The following is a 17,359-nucleotide window of genomic DNA, read 5'->3' on the forward strand; positions in this document are numbered from 1 at the left end:
TCGTGGAGACGAACCGACGGTGAAGAGTGACACGACGAGGTGCCCCCGTTCACCACAACGTCACGCCATGAGTACAGAATCCGGCGCATGTCCATCGACTCGGAGCGGCTCGGGCCCCTCCTCCACATCCGGCCAGGCGCGACACCCCGCGTGGCGATCATCTCGGCGAGCTACGGCGCGGGGCACAACTCCGCGTCCCGAGAGATCTCACGAGCACTCGGGGAGGCCGGCTGCGACGTCGAGATCTTCGACTTCGTCGACCTGATGCCATGGAGACTCGGGCACAGCCTGAAGGTCGGCTACAAGATGCAGCTCCAGGTCAGCCCGGACTCCTGGGGCACCACGATGAGCCTGGTCATGCCGGGACGGCCGCTCCACAAGCCGTTCAACCGGTTCCTCCGACTCTCCACCCGCAAGATCACCGAAGCGGTGCACGGCGCGGACCTGGTCATCTCCACCCACCCGTTCTGCTCCCAGGTCATCGGCCACCTCCGCACCTCGGGACAGCTCACCGTCCCCGCGGTCACCTACCTCACCGACGCCGCGGTCCCGGCGCTGTGGATCAACCCCGGCATCGACCTCAACCTCGCCATCCACGAGGTCGCCGCGCGGGAGGCGCGCATGCTCGGCGGCAACGCAGCCGTGGTCCAGCCGCTGGTCCCGCCGGGGGCGGCGTACGTCCCGGGGCAGGTCTTCGCCGACCCGCTGGCCGACCTGAACCTGACGGGCCCGCGAGCGCTGGTCACCGGCGGCTCGCTGGGCGCCGGCGCGCTCGAGCAGACCGCCCGCGACATCCTCGAGCACAGCGACATGACCCCGGTCGTGCTCTGCGCGACCGACTCCTGCCTCAAGCGTCGGCTGGAGCGGATCCCGGGCGTCGTGGCGCTCGGCTGGCGCACCGACGTACGCGCCCTGATGGCGACCAGCGACTGCGTCGTCCAGAATGCCGGTGGCTTCACCTCGCTCGAAGCCCTGGCGTCGGGCACCCCGGTGATCACCTACCGCTCGATCTCCGGGCACGGCGCCGCCAACTCCGCCAACCTGGACCGCGCCGGGCTGATCCCGTGGGCCCGTGACGAGATCGAGCTCGCCAAGCACCTGGTCGTCGCCGCCGAGTCGCCCCGGTTCAACCGGCTCGCGCTCGGCGTCCCCGACATCGTGCAGATCCTCACCGACACCTACGACGAGACCGCCGTCGCCTAGGCCGAGGACATCCCGAAGAGCCGCGCGGCGTTCCCGTAGAGCACCCCGCGCGCCCAGTCGTCCCCGAGCCCGAGACCGATGCTCAGTCCAAGGATGGCGTCGACAGCCTCGAGGTACGGATACGGGATGTTCGGGAAGTCGCTACCGAACAGCACCCGCTCCCCCAGCGCCTCCAGCCGCGGCAGCTCCGAGACCGGGAACGGCGTGGCCGCCTCGGTGAAGGCGGTGAAGGCCATCGTGGTGTCCAGGTGGACGCCGTCGTACTTCTCCGCCAGGTCGAGGAACCGCGCGTAGTCGGGCAGGCCCATGTGGGCCACGATCAGCACCAGGTCGGGGTAGCGCCCGAGCAGCGTCTCCATCCCGGCCGGCCCGGTGAACCGACCCGGGGCCGGTCCGTGGCCGGAGTGGATCACCAGCGGCGTACGCGACTCGGACAGCACCTCCCAGACCGGGTCCAGCAGCGGCGAGTTGGGGTCGTAGTCACCGACCTGGACGTGCGCCTTGAAGATCCGCGCACCCGCCTCGATCGCCTCCCGGACATAGTCGCCGGCACCCGGCTCCGGGTAGAATGTCGCCGACTGCAGGCAGTCCGGCTTGTCCGCCGCGAACTCCGCACCCCACTGGTTCAGCCACGCTGCCATCCCGGGCTTGTGCGGGTAGGTGAGCGCGGTGAAATGACGTACGCCGAGAGCCCGCAGCACCCGGAGCCGCTCCTCCTCGGAGTGCCGATAGGCGATCGGCCAGGCCCGGCCGGTCAGCGGGCCGGCCGAGTCGAAGTAGGCCCACACCTTGTCGAGCATCCGCTCGGGAAGGAAATGGGTGTGTACGTCGAAGATGCCGTCCAGCCCCAGCGCATCGAGTCGCGCGCGGATCTGCGCGGGCTCGTCGGGGGCGATGTCGACCGCAGGAGGGTTCACGACGCCCGAACCTATCCGGCCGGCGCGGGCCCCGAAGCCATCGGTGCGGCGAAGGTCTCCGCGATCGCCCGCGCCCGGGCCGGCACCTCGTCGGCGGTCAGCCCCCAGGTGCCTTCGGCGAAGCGCCGGGCCAGCTTGGCCAGCGAGTCGGCACCCTCGTTGAGCGCCTCGCCGACATGGCCGCGTACCCACTCGAACGAGAGCCGCCCGGACTCGCGGCACAGGTCGTCGTGCATCCGGGTCAGGCCGGCGAGCTCGGCGCGGTGCTCGGTCTCGTAGCCCTTCGGCATCGACTCCTCGCCGCGGAGCCAGTCCTCGATCAGCGCGAGCGCGACCCGCGAGTCGGTCCGGATGGTCAGCGTGCGCCGCGGCAGTGCCCGCACCGCCTCCGCGATCGCCTGCAACTCGGCGAGGACCACCAGCGACTGCGGGTCCCGGATCCGGGCGTTGGGCACCTCTCGGCCGAAGCCGTGCTGCCCGTCGCCGGCGAGCCAGCCCCATCCGATGAACCCACGGTGCGCCGAGCCGTCCGTCGCCACCACCAGTGGCGGCAACGGGCCCGTCCGGTAGACCGCCAACGCCTCCACGGCCGCCGCACGGATGTCGGTGTCCTCGTCGACGAACGGCACCACGGCCACCCCGGGGTAGGCGTCCGCGATCTCGTCGGTCAGCATCCAGAACCGCGAGTTGGACGGCAGCGCGACCACGATCTGCACCGGTGCGAACCGCACGAGAGACTCGTACGCAGCCCCGACCGCCGCGATGATCGCGTCCTCGATCCCGCGAGCCCCCAGCGATCCCGCCGCGTGCAGCCCCGGGCCGGCCAGAACCCAGTCCCACTTCTCGGCGTCGCTGCGCTCCTTGACGACGACGAAGCAACGCATTGCAGACCTCCTGACCCGCCCGAACAAGTCGATCTCGACGTTACCGGGCCGATCCTGAGGACGAGAGGGCGGCGTCAGGATCCGGACACGCATGTGGGCCACCGGCTGATCTATTGCGGTGGCGCCTGGACGGACCAAAGATCTATCGTCCACAGATGACTCGAACGGTCTATCAAGACACGCGGTCAGGCACGCGATGGACGTTCACCCAGTGGGCGGTCCTGGTGATCTGCGCTGCCAACGTCCTATGGGCGATCGCCGGGTTCGTCGCAGAGCCGAGCTTCGAGATCGGCCACCACGCACCGACGGCGAAGGTGCTGGGCATGGACTTCAACGGCTGGCACGCGCTCGCCGGCATCGCCATGTTCGCGCCCGGTCTGCTCCTGTGCCGCCGCAACTCGTGGTCGGTCCTCTACCTGCTGGCAGCATCCTTCGGCGGCATCGTCCCCGGCGTCTGGGCGCTCGCATCGCCCCAGGTCATGTGGGTCCTGCACATGCCCGACCATGTGACCGACGCAGCGATCCACTTCGCCATCGCGGCGATCATGCTGGCGATCGCGGTCGTGCAGATCCGCCGCGACGGCGGCTGGGCCAACACGATGTCGGACCTGCGGCAGCCTCCCGAGTAGGCCGCCCGCTCACTCCTGGGTCACTCCCCGGCCGTGTAGAGCCCGTCGATGATGTCGGCGTACTTCTTGCTCACCACGCGCCGCTTCAGCTTCAACGTGGGGGTGAGCTCCTCGGACTCGGCCGTCCACTCCTCACCGAGCAGCTCGAAGGCCTTGACCTGCTCGGGGCGGGAGAGCCGGGCGTTGGCAGCCTCGACCGCCTGGGCGACCGCGCCGCGGATCACCGGGTGCTGGGCCAGCTCGGCGAGCGACCCGGCCTCGACGCCGAGCTTCTGAGCGACCACGGGGGCGATCTCGCCGTCGAGGGTCATCACGGCGACGACGTACGAACGGCCGTCACCGACCACCATCGCGTGACCGACCAGCGGGCTCTCCTTGAGGAGGTTCTCGATGTTGGACGGCGCGATGTTCTTGCCCGCGGAGTTGATGATCATCTCCTTCTTGCGGTCGACGACGCTGAGGAAGCCGTCCTCGTCGAGCGAGCCGATGTCGCCGGTGTGGAGCCAGCCGTCCTCGTCGAGGAGCGCGGCGGTCGCCTCCGGCCGGCGTACGTAGCCAGGGGTCGTGATCGGACCGCGGAACAGGATCTCGCCGTCCTCGGCGATGCGCACCTCGATCCCGGGATGGGCCCTGCCGACCGTGCCGAGCCGGAAGCCGTCGGGTCCGTTGGCCGTCGCGGCACCGGTGGTCTCGGTCATCCCGTAGACGTCGTAGATCTTGATCCCCAGCCCCGCGAAGAACTTCGCGACCTCGAGCGGCATCGGTGCCGCCGCGCTGGCCGCCCACTCGACCTTGTCGAGCCCGAGCAGCGCACGCATGGTGGAGAGGACCGCGGCGTCGGCCTGCTCGAACTGCGCCTGCAGCTCGGGCGAGGTGGTCTGTCCGGTCTGCTGCGACTCGACGTACGCGAGCCCGACCGCCATCGCCTTCTCGACCGCCTCCTTCTTCGCGGAGTCGGTCTCGGCGGCGAGCAGCGCGGTGACGCCGGTGCGGATCTTCTCCCACACCCGCGGCACCCCGAAGAAGCTGGTCGGGTGCACCTCCTGGAGCGTGCTGAGCAGCAGCGCGGGGTCCTGGATCAGGTAGACGTGACCGCCGTTGAACTGCGGGATGTAGAGGCTGAGCACCCGCTCGGCGATGTGCGCGAACGGCAGGTAGGAGACCAGCACGCCCGGCTCCTCGATCCCCGAGGTCGACAGCGAGGTGGTGGTCTCGAAGACGATGTTGCGATGGGTGAGCACCACACCCTTGGGCTGCCCGGTGGTGCCCGAGGTGTAGAGCATCGTGACGGTGTCGTCCGGGGTCACCGCCGCGCTGCGCGCGTCCAGCTCCTCGCCGACCTCGGTCAGCGCCGCCGCACCGGACGACACGAAGTCGTCCCAGCCGACCGCCCGCGGGTCGCCCTCCGCCGAGGTGTCGATCGTGACGACCCGCAAGATCTCCTCCCGCTTCAGCCCGAGCGCCCAGCGGGCGACGTGGTCGTCGGTCTCCAGCACCACGATCCGCGGGTCCGCGTGCTCGGCGACGTAGCCCACCTGGTCGGGAGCGAGAGTGTTGTAGATGCTGATCGGCACACCACCGGCGAGCACCGCGGCCAGGTCGGCGAGGATGTGCTCGATGCGGTTGGCGGCCATGATCGCGACCGACTCCCCGGGCTGCAGCCCGGCGGCGATGTAGGCGGCGGCGAGCTCACGGGCCTGCTGGTGCAGCTCACCCCAGGTCAGCGTGCGCCAGCCCGTCCCGCCGGCGGTGTGCCGGTCGGAGAAGGCTGGCTCGGCGCCGCGTTCGGCGACCACCTTGGCGAGGACGTCGACCATGGTCTGGTCGCCGATCTGGGACTCGAGGGCGGCGCGTTCGGCGAGGACGTCGGGCATCAGGGCGCTCCTTCGTTGGTTGTGACTCGGATCACAATTGAGTTGCCTCGACCGTAGGGATGCACGGGCGCGGACACAAGAGCCCGTCCGCACCATTTGAGGATCGACACCCGGACCCAGTTTCCACTCACCGGAAATCCACGCTGGCGACGAGCGCCCGAACAGGAGTTGACTCGCCCCATGGCAGATGAACGTACGCAGGTTGTGATCGTCGGCGCCGGCCCCGCAGGGATGCTGCTGAGCCATCTCCTCGCCGCCGACGGGGTCGACTCGGTCGTGGTGGAGACCCGGTCGGAGGAGTACGTCGCAGCCCGGATCCGCGCCGGCATCCTGGAGCAGTCGAGCGTCGACCTGCTCACCGAGGTCGGCCTCGGCGACCGGCTGGCCCGCGAGGCCGACAAGCACCGCGGGATCTACCTGCAGTGGCCCGAGGAGCGTCACCACCTCGACTTCGTCGACCTGGTCGGCCGGGCGGTCTACGTCTACGGCCAGACCGAGGTGCAGAAGGACCTGATCGACGCCCGCAGAGCCGCCGGGCAGGTCGTCCACTACGAGGTCAGCGACACCGCGCTGCACGACATCGAGTCCGACCAGCCCTCGGTCACGTTCACCGACGCCGACGGGGTCGCCCGGCGGATCCGGGCCGACGTGATCGTCGGCTGCGACGGCTCCTTCGGCCCCAGCCGCGCCGCGATCCCGGCCCGGGAGAGCTGGGACCGCACCTACCCCTACAGCTGGTTCGGCATCCTCGCCGACGTCGCCCCCTCGACCGACGAGCTCATCTACGCCTGGCACCCCGACGGCTTCGCGCTGCACTCGATGCGCTCGGAGAGCGTCTCCCGGTTCTACCTCCAGGTGCCCAACGGCACCGACCCGGCGACCTGGTCCGACGACCAGATCTGGGACGCGCTCGCCGCTCGGCTCGGTCACGGCCAGAACGGCTGGACGCTGCAGCCGGGTCAGATCACCGACCGCAGCGTCCTCCCGATGCGCTCCCACGTCTCCACGCCGATGCGCCACGGCCGCCTCTTCCTGGCCGGCGACGCCGCCCACATCGTGCCGCCGACCGGCGCCAAGGGGCTCAACCTCGCGGTCGCCGACGTCGCACTGCTGGCGCCTGCGCTCACCTCGCTGCTCAAGGGCGACCCGCGACTGGCCGACGACTACTCCGAGACCGCGCTGCGCCGGGTCTGGCGCTGCACCCACTTCTCCTGGTGGATGACCACGATGCTGCACACCGCCGAGGACCCCCTTCGACAGGCTCAGGACACCGCGTTCGACACCCAGCTCCAACTCTCCCAGCTGCGCTGGGTGACCTCCAGCGAGCACGCCGCCGCCGGGCTCGCGGAGAACTACGCAGGCCTGCCGATCGGATTCTGAGGACCACTTGTCCCGCCCCTCGATCCATGTTTAGGTAAGCCTTACCTAAATATGGAGGTGTCATGGAGTCGACTCCCCGCATTGCCCGCAGCATCCTGTCCTGCCCCCGCGGGGGCAACGTGGTGATCGACGGCGTCCCCTACTCGATGGAGGAGCTCGAGATGCAGGGGTTCGCCGACGACGGCGGGCGGCCGACCTTCCTGTGCCCGCCCGAGCAGCGGATGGCGTACGCAGGCCGTCGCGGCAGCCATGTCGTGCTGGTCCTCCAGGGCGCGCTCGGTGACCGCGAGGCGGTCCGCCTCACCGGCACGCTGCGGTGGCTGCGTACGGATGCCTGTACGTGCTGCGAGACGGAGTGGGAGGAGATCGTCATGGACGTCGCCAACGTGATGCTGGTCCGTCCCACCGGCGAGGCGGTGCCGATCCCGCTGGACGCCTTCACCGACCGCGACCTCGACCTCAACGACGGCGTGCTCCACCGCAACCAGGACCACCTCAACAACCACCACGGCAACGAGCTCCGCGAGGCGGTCGCGACCCGTTCCTACATCCCGGTCGACACCGTCCTCGCCGCCCAGATCTCCGGCCTCAGCGCCGATGGGTTCGAGTTCCAGTGGGTCGACGAGCGCGGCGCGCACAGCGCGCGCACCACCTTCGAGCGACCTGCCCGCACGCCGGAAGACCTCGTCGCCGGAGTGCGGAAGGCGCTGGCCGCCGAGATCTGCTGAGCGGAACACACGGGCCGAAGCCGTTTCCCGGTACACAAATCCCATGTACCTTGGTGACGTATCAACGTCGTGCAAGGAGGCTCGGATGGTTGTGCAGACACTTCGCTCGATCGGCGGCTACGTGGGCGCCGTCGCCGGCACCCCGGTCCGGATGATCACGCCGACCCGGTCCCAGCCGATCGGAGCCCAGCCCCGCCGGGAGTACGACGAGACGCTGCGTACGTTGTCGGAGGCTTCCGTCGAGAAGTACTTCAACGCGTTCAAGGACGTCGACTGGGACGCGCCCGAGATGGCAGTGCCCGACGACGACGAGCGCTGGATCCTGCCCACGCTCGACCTGCTCGGCGCCCACCCGTGGTACCAGTCGCTGCCGAAGGCGCGCCAGATCGAGGTCGGCCGGCACCGCCTCACCGCGATGGTCAAGACCGGCTCCCAGTTCGAGCAGCTGCTGCTCCTGGGCGGCACCCAGTTCCTGATGGGCGTCGACAACGGCGACCCCGAGTTCCGCTACTTCATGCACGAGCTCACCGAGGAGACCCACCACATCCAGATGTTCCAGGAGTTCACGAACCGGGTCTGCCCGGACGTCTCCGGCGCGCCTGAGTGGTTGATGCGGATCATCCCGCTCGTGGGACATCTCGGCGGGCTCTACCCCGCCCTCTTCTTCGCGATCATCCTGGCCGGCGAGGAGCCGATCGACCACGTGCAGAAGGAGGCCATGCGCGGCGGCGGCACCCACCCGCTCCTCGACCAGATCATGTCCATCCACATCGCCGAGGAGGCCCGCCACATCGGCTTCGCGCACGCCTGGCTCGAGGAGCACGCCCCCTCGCTCAACCCGGTCTCGCGCCTCGTCCTCGGCCTGCTGACGCCGCTCGCGATGCGCCTGGGCTCCGACGCGATCATCATCCCGTCCCGCGCCGACCGCGAGCTCATGGGCCTCCCCGACGAGGTCGTGCGCGAGGTCTGGGGCACCGGGCCCGAGGCCGCCGCGTTCCGACGCCATCTCTTCGCCGACGTCCGGATGCTCTTCGACAACCTCGGGCTGCGTACGCCGCTGACCCGGTGGTCCTGGCGGGTGCTGGGCGTCGACGGACGGCCGGCGCGGTTCCGCGCCGAGCCGCCCACCGCAGCAGCCTAGTCTCAGGCCGGGACCGGCAGCGACCGGCTGATGATCTCCTTCATGATCTCGGTCGTGCCGGCGTAGATCTGCTGGACCCGCAGGTCGGTGAAGGCGCGGGCGATGGGGTACTCCTCCATGTAGCCGTAGCCGCCGTGCATCTGCACGCACTTGTCGACGACCTTCATGGCGCGCTCGGAGCACCAGTACTTCGCCATCGCCACCGTCGGGATGTCGAGCTCGCCCTTGATGTGCAGCTCGATGCACTCGTCGATGAACGAGCGGGCCACCCGGGCCTCGGTGGCGACCTCGGCCATCGTGAACTTGGTGTTCTGGAAGCCGAAGACCGGGCGCCCGAAGGCGGTGCGGGTGTGGACGTACGAGATCGTCTCCTCGTAGGCGAACTCCATCGCCGCGACGCAGCCGAGCGCGACGATCAGGCGCTCCTGCGGCAGCTGCAGCATGAGCTGGACGAATCCCTCCCCCTCGGTGGTGCCGAGCAGGTTGGTCGCCGGGATGCGTACGTCGTCGAAGAAGAGCTCGCAGGTGTCCTGACCCTTCATCCCGATCTTGTTCAGCACCCGGCCGCGCCGGAAGCCCGGCGTGTCGGTCGGGACGATGACCAGGGAGATCCCGGCGCCCTTCTCCTCCGGGTCGGTCTTGACCGCGACCAGCACCATGTCGGCCTGGTTGCCGTTGGTGATGAAGGTCTTCGCGCCGTTGACGACGTAGTCGTCGCCGTCACGGATCGCCTTGGTGGTGATCGACTGGAGGTCCGAGCCGGTGCCGGGCTCGGTCATCGCGACGGCCGCGACCACCTCACCGCTGGCCATCTTCGGCAGCCACTCCTGCTTCTGCTCCTCGGTCCCGTACGCCACCAGGTAGTGCGCCACGATCCCGCTGTGCAGCGGGGCGCCCCACGAGGAGTCACCCACGCGGGCCTGCTCCTCGATCAGCACGGCCTCGTGGGCGAAGGTACCGCCACCGCCGCCGTACTCCTCCGGCACGGAGAGACAGAGCAGGCCGAGCTCGCCGGCCTTGGTCCACAGGTCGCGGTCGACCTGCTTGTTGGCGATGTAGGACTCGATGTTGGGCTTGATCTCCTTCTCGCAGAAGGTGCGGGCGAGGTCGCGCAGGTCCTCGAGATCCTGGTCCATCCAGGGAGAGCGGCGGGTCACGGGCATTCCTTCCGGTCGCGCACCCCACGGTATGTGGGACACGATGTGCTGGATACAGGTTGTATCACCGTACCGGACCTGGGTACAAGGTGTATCAGCGCTACGGTGAACGCGTGGTGGACGTTGCGAAGTGGGTCGACTCGACAGTGCGGCGCCGGTCGGCGAAGGAGGCGCTCGAGGACGACTCGCGGCGCTCCCGGGTGGTGATCGCGGCAGTCGAGGCGATCGAGGAGAGCGGCCCGACCGTCGGGATGGCCCAGATCGCCGAGCGGGCCGGGCTGCCGCGGCCCAACGTCTACCGGCACTTCGCGAGCAAGGACCAGCTCGACGCCGAGGTGACCCGGTTCGCCGCGAACGAGCTGCTGCGCCGCGTACGGCCCAACCTGGCGCGCACCGGAACGCCTCACGAGGTGATCGGCGGGGTCATCGCGCCGTGCGTCGACTGGGCCGCCGAGCACCCGAACCTCTATCGCTTCGTCGCCGCTCAGCAGCAGACCAAGGCATTGCACCGCGCGCGGATGGGACGCACCCGGTTCCTCAACGAGCTCGTCGAGGCGATGCGCGGCTACCTGAGCGAGTCCGAGCTCAACGGCGAGCCGCCCGACGGCGTCCTCGCCGGGATGATGGGGATGGTCGACGCCAGCATCATCTGGTGGCTCGATCACGAGGACGAGACCCGTGACGAGGTGGTCGCACGGCTCACCCGGCAGGTCGCCGGCGTGCTCTTCGACCTGCTCGCCCAGCTCGGGCTCGAGATACCCGAAGACATGGTCTTCACCCCGCGGGCATGATGGGTGCGACTCCGCCCGACACCAGACGCAGCGATCAGACGCAGCAACGAGGAGAAGCGATGCCGAACACCGACAACAGGTCCGCGAACATCGGCGTGGTGGGCCTGGCCGTGATGGGGTCCAACCTGGCCCGCAACCTCGCCTCGCGCGAGGGCAACACGGTGGCGGTCTACAACCGCACCTACGCCCGCACCGAGGAGCTCCTCACCGAGCACCCCGAGGCCGGGTTCATCGCCTCCGAGACGATCGACGACTTCGTGGCGACGCTGGCCAAGCCGCGTACGGCGATCATCATGGTGCAGGCCGGCAAGGGCACCGACGCGGTGATCGAGCAGCTGGCCGAGCGGTTCGAGCCCGGCGACATCATCGTCGACGGCGGCAACGCCAACTTCAACGACACCATCCGCCGCGAGCGCGAGCTGCGCGAGCGGGGCCTGAACTTCGTCGGCACCGGCATCTCCGGCGGCGAGGAGGGCGCTCTCAACGGCCCCTCGATCATGCCCGGCGGCTCGGCCGAGGCCTGGGAGACCCTGGGCCCGATCCTGAAGTCGATCGCCGCGGTGGCGGAGGGCGAGCCGTGCGTGACCCATGTCGGCACCGACGGCGCCGGCCACTTCGTGAAGATGGTCCACAACGGCATCGAGTACGCCGACATGCAGCTGATCGCGGAGGCCTACGACCTCCTCCGGCGGGTGGGCGGGCTCTCGGTGGAGCAGCTGGTCGACGTCTTCAAGGACTGGAACTCCGGCGACCTGGAGTCCTACCTGATCGAGATCACCGCCGAGGTGCTCGCCAAGAAGGACGCGGAGACCGGCTCTCCCCTGGTCGACGTCATCCTCGATGAGGCCGGCTCCAAGGGCACTGGCGTCTGGACGGTGCAGAACGCGCTCGGCCTCGGCATCCCGGTCTCCGGCATCGGCGAGGCGGTCTTCGCCCGGGCCGTCTCCTCCAAGCCGGCGCAGCGCGGGGCGGTGCGCTCGACGGTGACCTCGCGCCCGAAGGCGCCCGAGGTGCCCGACACGTTCGTCGACGACGTACGCGCGGCGCTCTATGCCTCGAAGGTGGTCGCCTACGCGCAGGGGTTCGACCTGATCGTGGCCGGAGCGAAGGAGTACGGCTGGGACATCGACCTGGGCGCGCTGGCCAAGATCTGGCGGGCCGGCTGCATCATCCGGGCGCGCTTCCTCAACCGGATCGTGGACGCGTACGCCACCAAGCCCGACCTGGAGACGCTGCTCGTCGACCCCTACTTCGCCGACGCCGTCTCCTCCGGTGAGGACGCGTGGCGGCGCGTCGTCGGGATCGCGGCGGCCTCCGGCGTACCGGCTCCCGGATTCTCCTCGGCGCTCGCCTACTTCGACTCGCTCGCCGCCGACCGGCTCCCGGCCGCGCTCATCCAGGGCCAGCGGGACTTCTTCGGTGCGCACACCTACAAGCGCGTCGACAAGGACGGCACCTTCCACACGCTGTGGTCCGACGACCGCTCGGAGATCGCCACGACGCCGTCGACGCACTAGATACCGAACTTGGGTCTGTCGGCGTGGCGAGCGGCGGTCCTAGCCTGAAGCATGGGCTTCGACGTCGCCGCTGAGAGGTACGCCCGCTTCATGGGGCGCTACGCCGAACCCCTCGCTCCCCACTTCGCCGACTTCGCCCGGGTCAGCATGGGTCAGCGGGTGCTCGACGTCGGCTGCGGGCCGGGTACGCTCACCCGCCACCTGGTGACCCTCACCGAGGCCCACCTGGTGGCCGCGATCGACCCCTCGCCGCCGTTCATCGAGGCGGTCGCGCGGCAGCTGGCCAGAGTGGACGTGCACACCGGCGTCGCCGAGGCGCTGCCGTTCGCCGACAACTGGTTCGACGCCTCGCTCGCGCAGCTGGTCGTGCACTTCATGACCGACCCGGAGGCGGGCGTCAAGGAGATGGTCCGGGTCACCCGGCCCGGCGGCACCGTCGCCGCCTGCGTCTGGGACGCCGACACCGGAGCCGTCGCGCCGTTCTGGGCGTGCGTGCACGAGATCGACCCGGAGGCCGAGGACGAGGCCCTCCTCGCCGGCTCCCGGCTGGGCGACCTCGAGAAGCTGTTCAAGAAGGTGGGTCTTCGCAAGGTCGAGCCCAGCGGACTGGTCATCCGCATCACCCACCCGACCTTCGAGGACTGGTGGGACCCCTACACCCTCGGCGTCGGACCGGCCGGCGACTACGTGGCGTCCCTGGACGGCGCCGGCCGCACCGCGCTCGAGGAGGTCGCCCGGCGGCGGCTCGGGAACGGCCCGATCACGGTGACCGCGACGGCCTGGGCAGCCCGCGGGACCGTCGCCTAGACCCTCCCTCTCCATCGGCCGGCCTTCCGCGCGGCAAATTTGCATCGCTCCCCTATTGTTCATAAGGTTGTAAAAGTCAACCAATCAGAGAGGGTGGCGATGGAGCAGGCGACGTACCGCGACCTGATGCATCGACTCAGCGAGGTCTGGGCCGTCAAGAAGGGCCTCGCCCGCAACCTCCCGCCCGACCTGCCGGCCGGGTCCGCGAGCGTGCTGGGCCTGCTGAGCCGGCACGGCGAGATGACCATCAGCGAGCTCACCGATCTGCTCGCGATCGACATCTCGGTGACCAGCCGCCACGTGTCGTACCTCGCCGACCGGGGGTGGCTCGAGCGCTCCCCGAACCCGGCCGACGGGCGCTCGCGGCTGCTGCGCCTCACCGACTCCGGACGGGACCTGCTCACCGGGTTCTCCGACGACATCGCCGACCTGCTCGCCGAGCGGCTCGGCGACTGGAGCGACGAGGAGGTGCACGAGTTGATCCGGCTCATGCACAAGCTGCACGACAGCCTCGTCTGCCCGGCACAGCCCCTCACCCACGTACGCAGCTAGGAAGGAAGTCCATGGCAACCACGACCGCCGAACGGACTCACGCCGGTCCACCGGGAGGCTCGTCCGACGAGTCCTTCCACATGTCTCACCGCGAGATCATGGAGGCGCTCTCGGGCCTGCTGCTCGGCATGTTCGTGGCGATGATCTCCTCCACGATCGTATCCAACGCCCTGCCCGAGATCATCGCCGACATCGGCGGTGGGCAGTCGGCCTACACCTGGGTGGTCACGGCCTCCCTGCTCACCATGACGGCCACCACCCCGCTGTGGGGCAAGATGGCCGACCTGTTCAGCAAGAAGCTGCTCATGCAGGTCTCGCTGGTCCTCTTCGTGGCCGCCTCGGCCGTCGCCGGCCTGGCCCAGAACCCGGGCGAGCTGATCGCTGCGCGAGCGGTCCAGGGCATCGGCATGGGGGGCCTGACCGCTCTCGCGCAGGTCATCATGGCGGCGATGATCTCGCCACGTGAACGTGGCCGCTACTCGGGCTACCTCGGCGCCGTCTTCGCGATCGCGACCGTCGGCGGCCCGCTGCTCGGCGGGGTCATCACCGACGCCGAGTCGCTCGGCTGGCGCTGGTGCTTCTACGTCGGCATCCCGTTCGCGGTGATCGCCTTCATCGTGCTGCAGAAGACGCTGCACCTGCCCGTCGTCAGGCGCGACGACGTCAAGGTCGACTGGGCCGGCGCGTTCTTCATGGCAGCCGGCGTCTCGCTGCTGCTCATCTGGGTCACCTTCGCGGGCGACAAGTACGACTGGGCCTCCTGGGAGACCGCAGCCATGGTGGGCGGCTCGGTGCTGCTCATGCTGATCTTCGTGCTCGTCGAGTCCCGGGCCAAGGAGCCGATCGTCCCGCTGCGGCTCTTCGCCAACCGCACGATCACCCTCTCCTCGCTCGCCTCGCTGTTCGTGGGTGTGGCGATGTTCGCGGGCACGATCTTCTTCAGCCAGTACTTCCAGCTGGCCCGGGGCGAGTCGCCGACGATGGCCGGCGTGATGACGATCCCGATGATCGCGGGCCTGTTCCTCTCCTCGACGGTCTCCGGTCAGGTCATCACCCGCACCGGTCGCTGGAAGGCCTGGCTCGTGGCCGGCGCCGTCCTCATCGTCGGCGGTCTGGGCCTGCTCGGCACGATCCGCTACGACACCGAGTACTGGCACGTCGCCGTCTTCATGGCCGTTCTCGGCCTGGGTGTCGGGATGACGATGCAGAACCTGGTCCTCTCCACGCAGAACCAGGTCGCGCCCGCCGACCTCGGTGCGGCCAGCTCGATGGTGACGTTCTTCCGCAGCCTCGGTGGCGCGATGGGTGTCTCCGCGCTCGGCGCGCTGATGGCCCACCGGGTCACCGACTACGTCTCCGACGGTCTGGCGGACCTCGGCCCGCGCTATGCCACGCTCGCCCAGGGCACCTCGGGCGAGATCCCGGACATGGACAAGGTGCCCGAGCCGCTGCGGACGGTCCTGGAGAGTGCGTACGGCCACGGCATCGCCGACATCTTCCTGGTCGCCGCGGCGGTGGCGGTCGTCGCGCTGGTGTTGGTGGTGTTCATCAAGGAGGTGCCGCTGAAGACCAAGGGCGGGCTCGCCCAGGCGGCCGAGGAGGCAGCCTCGGTCGACGGGCCGGCCGCGGTCGCCGAGGGTGTCGCCGGGGTGCCCGAGCAGCACCCTGCCCCCGCCGCTCCCGTCTCCCCCGGCATCCCGCTGCACGGGTTCGTCCGTGGCTCCGGGAGCGTCCCGGTCCCGCACGCCGCGGTCACGCTGATCTCGCTCTCCGGCCGTCAGCTCGGCCGCTCGGTGGCGCACGCCGACGGCTCCTACGCGGTGGACGCGCCGGGGTCGGGGACGTACGTCCTGATCGCCTCGGCCGACGGCTTCCAGCCGCAGGCCTCCACGGTGGTCGTGGGCGGTGAGCCGGTGGCGTACGACCTCCTGCTCAGCGGCACCACGGGCTTGAAGGGCATCGTGCGCGGCGGCGAGGACGGCGCGCCGGTCGCCGGCGCGATGGTGATCGTGACCGACGTACGCGGCGACCTGCTGTCCACCGGCACCACCGTCGCGGACGGCACCTTCTTCATCGACGAGCTGGTCCCGGGACCGGCCACGGTCGCGGTCAATGCGGAGGGCTTCCGCCCGCACGCGGTGCCGATCGAGATCGGCGCCACCGGGGTGACCCGGATCGAGGTGGAGATGGTCACCGGCGCCCGGCTGACCGGTGTCGTCCGCTCCGCCTTCGGTCCGCTCGCCGACGCCCGGGTGACGCTGGTCGACGCAGCCGGCAACGCGGCAGGCACCGCGACGACCGGTCCGGACGGGGCGTACGCCTTCGCCGATCTCGACAGCGGGGACTACACCGTCCTGGCGACCAGCTACCCGCCGGCGGCCGGCGCCGTGAGCCTCACCGGCCACGGTGTCGACGGCCACGAGATCGTCCTCTCCCACCCCGAGGACTGATCGCGATGGCACTGACCGCACAGATCCGCTCCCGCGACGGCTGGGCCGTGGCACACGCGGTCGTCACGCTCACCGACACGGCCGGCGGTCAGGTGCTGCGCGCCGAGGCCGACGAGGACGGTGTCGTCACCGACGACACCGTCCTCGCCCCCGGGCCGTACGTCGCGATCGTCACTGCGATCGGCTGGTCACCCGCCGCGGCGACCGCGCTGGTGACTGCGTCCGGTCGCGCTTCCCTCGGGACCGTCACGCTGACCCGCCAGGGCGACACGTCTCTGCCGCCGCCTGGCCCGTGGACCATCGACCCTGCGCACTCGACCGTCGGCGCGGCCGCGCAGCACCTCGGCATCTCCAGCGTGCGCGGCCGGTTCACCGAGTTCTCCGGACTCGTCGAGATCGCGCCCGACCATCTGGAGAAGTCGCGCGTCGAGGCGGTCATCCGGGCCGCCTCGATCGACACCGGCAACCGGATGCGCGACGACCACCTGCGCAGCGGCGACTTCCTCGACGCCGAGGCGTTCCCCGAGATCCTCTACCGCTCCACAGGGCTCACCCCTGCCGGCGCGGACCGCTGGACGGTCCACGGGGACCTCTCGATGCACGGCCAGACCCGCGCCGTCGATCTCGACGTCGCCTACCTCGGCACCGGCCCGGACGCCTGGGGCGGCACCCGTGCCGCCTTCCGCGCGACCGCCCATCTGCGCCGCGACGACTTCGCGATGAGCTACAACCAGGCCGTCGCCGCCGGCATCGCCGCCATCGGCACCACCCTCAAGGTCGAGCTCGACATCCAGGCCGTCCAGGGTGAGTCCCTGCCGACCTGAGCCGAGGCGCCGGCAGGCGGATCACTGACCGCCGACTGAGACTCTGCGAGTATGAGTGCATGGAGCTGCGTCATCTTCGCTACTTCGTCGCGGTCGCCGAGGAACGCCACTTCGGCCGGGCGGCGGAGCGGCTCCACATGGCTCAGCCACCGCTCTCGCAGCAGATCCGCCAACTGGAGGCCGAGCTCGGGCTGACCCTGCTCACCAGGACGACGCGACGGGTCGACCTGACCCCTGCGGGGGCGGCGTACCTGGAGCGGGCGCGGGAGATCCTCGGTGCCGTGGATGCCGCCGCCCACGAGGCCGCCAGCATCGCCTCGGGGCGGCGGGGACGACTGCTGATCGGGTGCGTCGGGTCGGCCACGTACTCGCTGCTGCCGGCCCTCGCACGGACGCTGCGCGCCGAGCTGCCCGAGGTGGAGTTCGGGTTCCGGGGCGAGATGCTGTCGCCCGACCAGGCCGCGGCCCTGATCGACGGCACCCTCGACCTCGGCCTGCTCCGCCC

At 70.0% G+C, this 17,359-nt stretch carries 16 protein-coding genes; 12 read left to right on the top strand and 4 right to left on the bottom strand.

What is annotated here, in order from left to right; translation table 11 throughout:
• The first annotated feature begins 87 nt into the window (after positions 1–87).
• On the top strand, positions 88–1,203 hold the full coding sequence (locus G5C66_RS05385) for an MGDG synthase family glycosyltransferase (protein WP_206443734.1): 1,116 nt from the start codon (positions 88–90) through the stop codon (positions 1,201–1,203).
• Here G5C66_RS05385 and G5C66_RS05390 read toward each other — a convergent pair.
• Together G5C66_RS05390 and G5C66_RS05395 are read right to left on the bottom strand one after the other, a co-directional pair.
• The gene (locus G5C66_RS05390) at positions 1,200–2,120 is read right to left on the bottom strand and encodes an amidohydrolase family protein (protein ID WP_338144073.1); all 921 of its coding nucleotides are present in this window, start codon (positions 2,118–2,120) and stop codon (positions 1,200–1,202) included. The two genes, G5C66_RS05385 and G5C66_RS05390, sit on opposite strands and share 4 nt — an antisense overlap.
• 11 nt (positions 2,121–2,131) lie before the next feature.
• A complete protein-coding gene (locus G5C66_RS05395) occupies positions 2,132–3,004 on the bottom strand; it encodes an RNase H family protein (RefSeq protein WP_165109924.1) in 873 nt (290 codons plus the stop codon).
• Positions 3,005–3,159: 155 nt separating this feature from the next.
• Here G5C66_RS05395 and G5C66_RS05400 point away from each other — a divergent pair, with 155 nt between their 5' ends.
• On the top strand, positions 3,160–3,633 hold the full coding sequence (locus G5C66_RS05400) for a DUF4383 domain-containing protein (protein ID WP_165109925.1): 474 nt from the start codon (positions 3,160–3,162) through the stop codon (positions 3,631–3,633).
• A gap of 20 nt (positions 3,634–3,653) precedes the next feature.
• Here the strand turns inward: G5C66_RS05400 and G5C66_RS05405 are convergent, their stop codons facing one another.
• Complete coding sequence (locus tag G5C66_RS05405) at positions 3,654–5,507, bottom strand: AMP-dependent synthetase/ligase (RefSeq protein ID WP_165109926.1); 1,854 nt, start codon at positions 5,505–5,507, stop codon at positions 3,654–3,656.
• Between the two features lie 180 nt (positions 5,508–5,687).
• Between G5C66_RS05405 and G5C66_RS05410 the strand changes: the two genes are divergently transcribed.
• The 3 genes from G5C66_RS05410 (at position 5,688) to G5C66_RS05420 (ending at position 8,756) form a co-directional block, all read left to right on the top strand.
• Entirely contained in the window at positions 5,688–6,887 is a 1,200-nt protein-coding gene (locus G5C66_RS05410) for a 4-hydroxybenzoate 3-monooxygenase (protein ID WP_165109927.1), read from the top strand.
• 62 nt (positions 6,888–6,949) lie between these two features.
• Complete coding sequence (locus tag G5C66_RS05415; RefSeq protein WP_165109928.1) at positions 6,950–7,615, top strand: DUF2470 domain-containing protein; 666 nt, start codon at positions 6,950–6,952, stop codon at positions 7,613–7,615.
• An 85-nt stretch (positions 7,616–7,700) separates the two neighbouring features.
• Complete coding sequence (locus G5C66_RS05420; protein WP_165109929.1) at positions 7,701–8,756, top strand: AurF N-oxygenase family protein; 1,056 nt, start codon at positions 7,701–7,703, stop codon at positions 8,754–8,756.
• A 2-nt stretch (positions 8,757–8,758) separates the two neighbouring features.
• Here G5C66_RS05420 and G5C66_RS05425 read toward each other — a convergent pair whose 3' ends face one another.
• Positions 8,759–9,913, bottom strand: coding sequence for an acyl-CoA dehydrogenase family protein (locus tag G5C66_RS05425; protein ID WP_420901728.1), 1,155 nt, complete (start codon positions 9,911–9,913; stop codon positions 8,759–8,761).
• A gap of 113 nt (positions 9,914–10,026) precedes the next feature.
• Between G5C66_RS05425 and G5C66_RS05430 the strand changes: the two genes are divergently transcribed.
• The 7 genes from G5C66_RS05430 to G5C66_RS05460 form a co-directional block, all read left to right on the top strand.
• Positions 10,027–10,704, top strand: a complete 678-nt coding sequence (locus G5C66_RS05430; RefSeq protein WP_165109930.1) for a TetR family transcriptional regulator — start codon at positions 10,027–10,029, stop codon at positions 10,702–10,704.
• Between the two features lie 59 nt (positions 10,705–10,763).
• Positions 10,764–12,221: an NADP-dependent phosphogluconate dehydrogenase gene (gndA, locus tag G5C66_RS05435; protein ID WP_165109931.1), complete on the top strand. Its 1,458-nt coding sequence runs from the start codon at positions 10,764–10,766 to the stop codon at positions 12,219–12,221.
• 51 nt (positions 12,222–12,272) lie between these two features.
• Positions 12,273–13,028 carry a class I SAM-dependent methyltransferase gene (locus G5C66_RS05440; RefSeq protein ID WP_165109932.1) on the top strand — a complete coding sequence of 252 codons (756 nt, stop codon included), beginning with the start codon at positions 12,273–12,275 and terminating at the stop codon, positions 13,026–13,028.
• A gap of 99 nt (positions 13,029–13,127) precedes the next feature.
• A complete protein-coding gene (locus G5C66_RS05445) occupies positions 13,128–13,580 on the top strand; it encodes a MarR family winged helix-turn-helix transcriptional regulator (protein WP_165109933.1) in 453 nt (150 codons plus the stop codon).
• An 11-nt stretch (positions 13,581–13,591) separates the two neighbouring features.
• On the top strand, positions 13,592–16,030 hold the full coding sequence (locus tag G5C66_RS05450) for an MFS transporter (RefSeq protein WP_165109934.1): 2,439 nt from the start codon (positions 13,592–13,594) through the stop codon (positions 16,028–16,030).
• 5 nt (positions 16,031–16,035) lie between these two features.
• Positions 16,036–16,854 (top strand): YceI family protein, encoded by an 819-nt coding sequence (locus G5C66_RS05455; protein ID WP_165109935.1) that lies wholly within the window; start codon positions 16,036–16,038, stop codon positions 16,852–16,854.
• 59 nt (positions 16,855–16,913) lie between these two features.
• Positions 16,914–17,359 (top strand): LysR family transcriptional regulator (locus G5C66_RS05460; RefSeq protein ID WP_165109936.1); only part of this gene is annotated, 446 nt, incomplete at its 3' end.

The sequence above is a fragment of the Nocardioides turkmenicus genome (assembly GCF_011045035.1).
GTDB lineage: Bacteria > Actinomycetota > Actinomycetes > Propionibacteriales > Nocardioidaceae > Nocardioides > Nocardioides turkmenicus.

Coding starts and splice junctions, on each gene's coding strand:
- G5C66_RS05410 (WP_165109927.1), top strand. CDS start 5,688: ATGGCAGATGAACGTACGCAGGTTGTGATCGTCGGCGCCGGCCCCGCA.
- G5C66_RS05415 (WP_165109928.1), top strand. CDS start 6,950: ATGGAGTCGACTCCCCGCATTGCCCGCAGCATCCTGTCCTGCCCCCGC.
- G5C66_RS05445 (WP_165109933.1), top strand. CDS start 13,128: ATGGAGCAGGCGACGTACCGCGACCTGATGCATCGACTCAGCGAGGTC.
- G5C66_RS05405 (WP_165109926.1), bottom strand. CDS start 5,507: ATGCCCGACGTCCTCGCCGAACGCGCCGCCCTCGAGTCCCAGATCGGC.
- G5C66_RS05420 (WP_165109929.1), top strand. CDS start 7,701: ATGGTTGTGCAGACACTTCGCTCGATCGGCGGCTACGTGGGCGCCGTC.
- G5C66_RS05395 (WP_165109924.1), bottom strand. CDS start 3,004: ATGCGTTGCTTCGTCGTCGTCAAGGAGCGCAGCGACGCCGAGAAGTGG.
- G5C66_RS05450 (WP_165109934.1), top strand. CDS start 13,592: ATGGCAACCACGACCGCCGAACGGACTCACGCCGGTCCACCGGGAGGC.
- G5C66_RS05400 (WP_165109925.1), top strand. CDS start 3,160: ATGACTCGAACGGTCTATCAAGACACGCGGTCAGGCACGCGATGGACG.
- gndA (WP_165109931.1), top strand. CDS start 10,764: ATGCCGAACACCGACAACAGGTCCGCGAACATCGGCGTGGTGGGCCTG.
- G5C66_RS05440 (WP_165109932.1), top strand. CDS start 12,273: ATGGGCTTCGACGTCGCCGCTGAGAGGTACGCCCGCTTCATGGGGCGC.
- G5C66_RS05455 (WP_165109935.1), top strand. CDS start 16,036: ATGGCACTGACCGCACAGATCCGCTCCCGCGACGGCTGGGCCGTGGCA.
- G5C66_RS05385 (WP_206443734.1), top strand. CDS start 88: ATGTCCATCGACTCGGAGCGGCTCGGGCCCCTCCTCCACATCCGGCCA.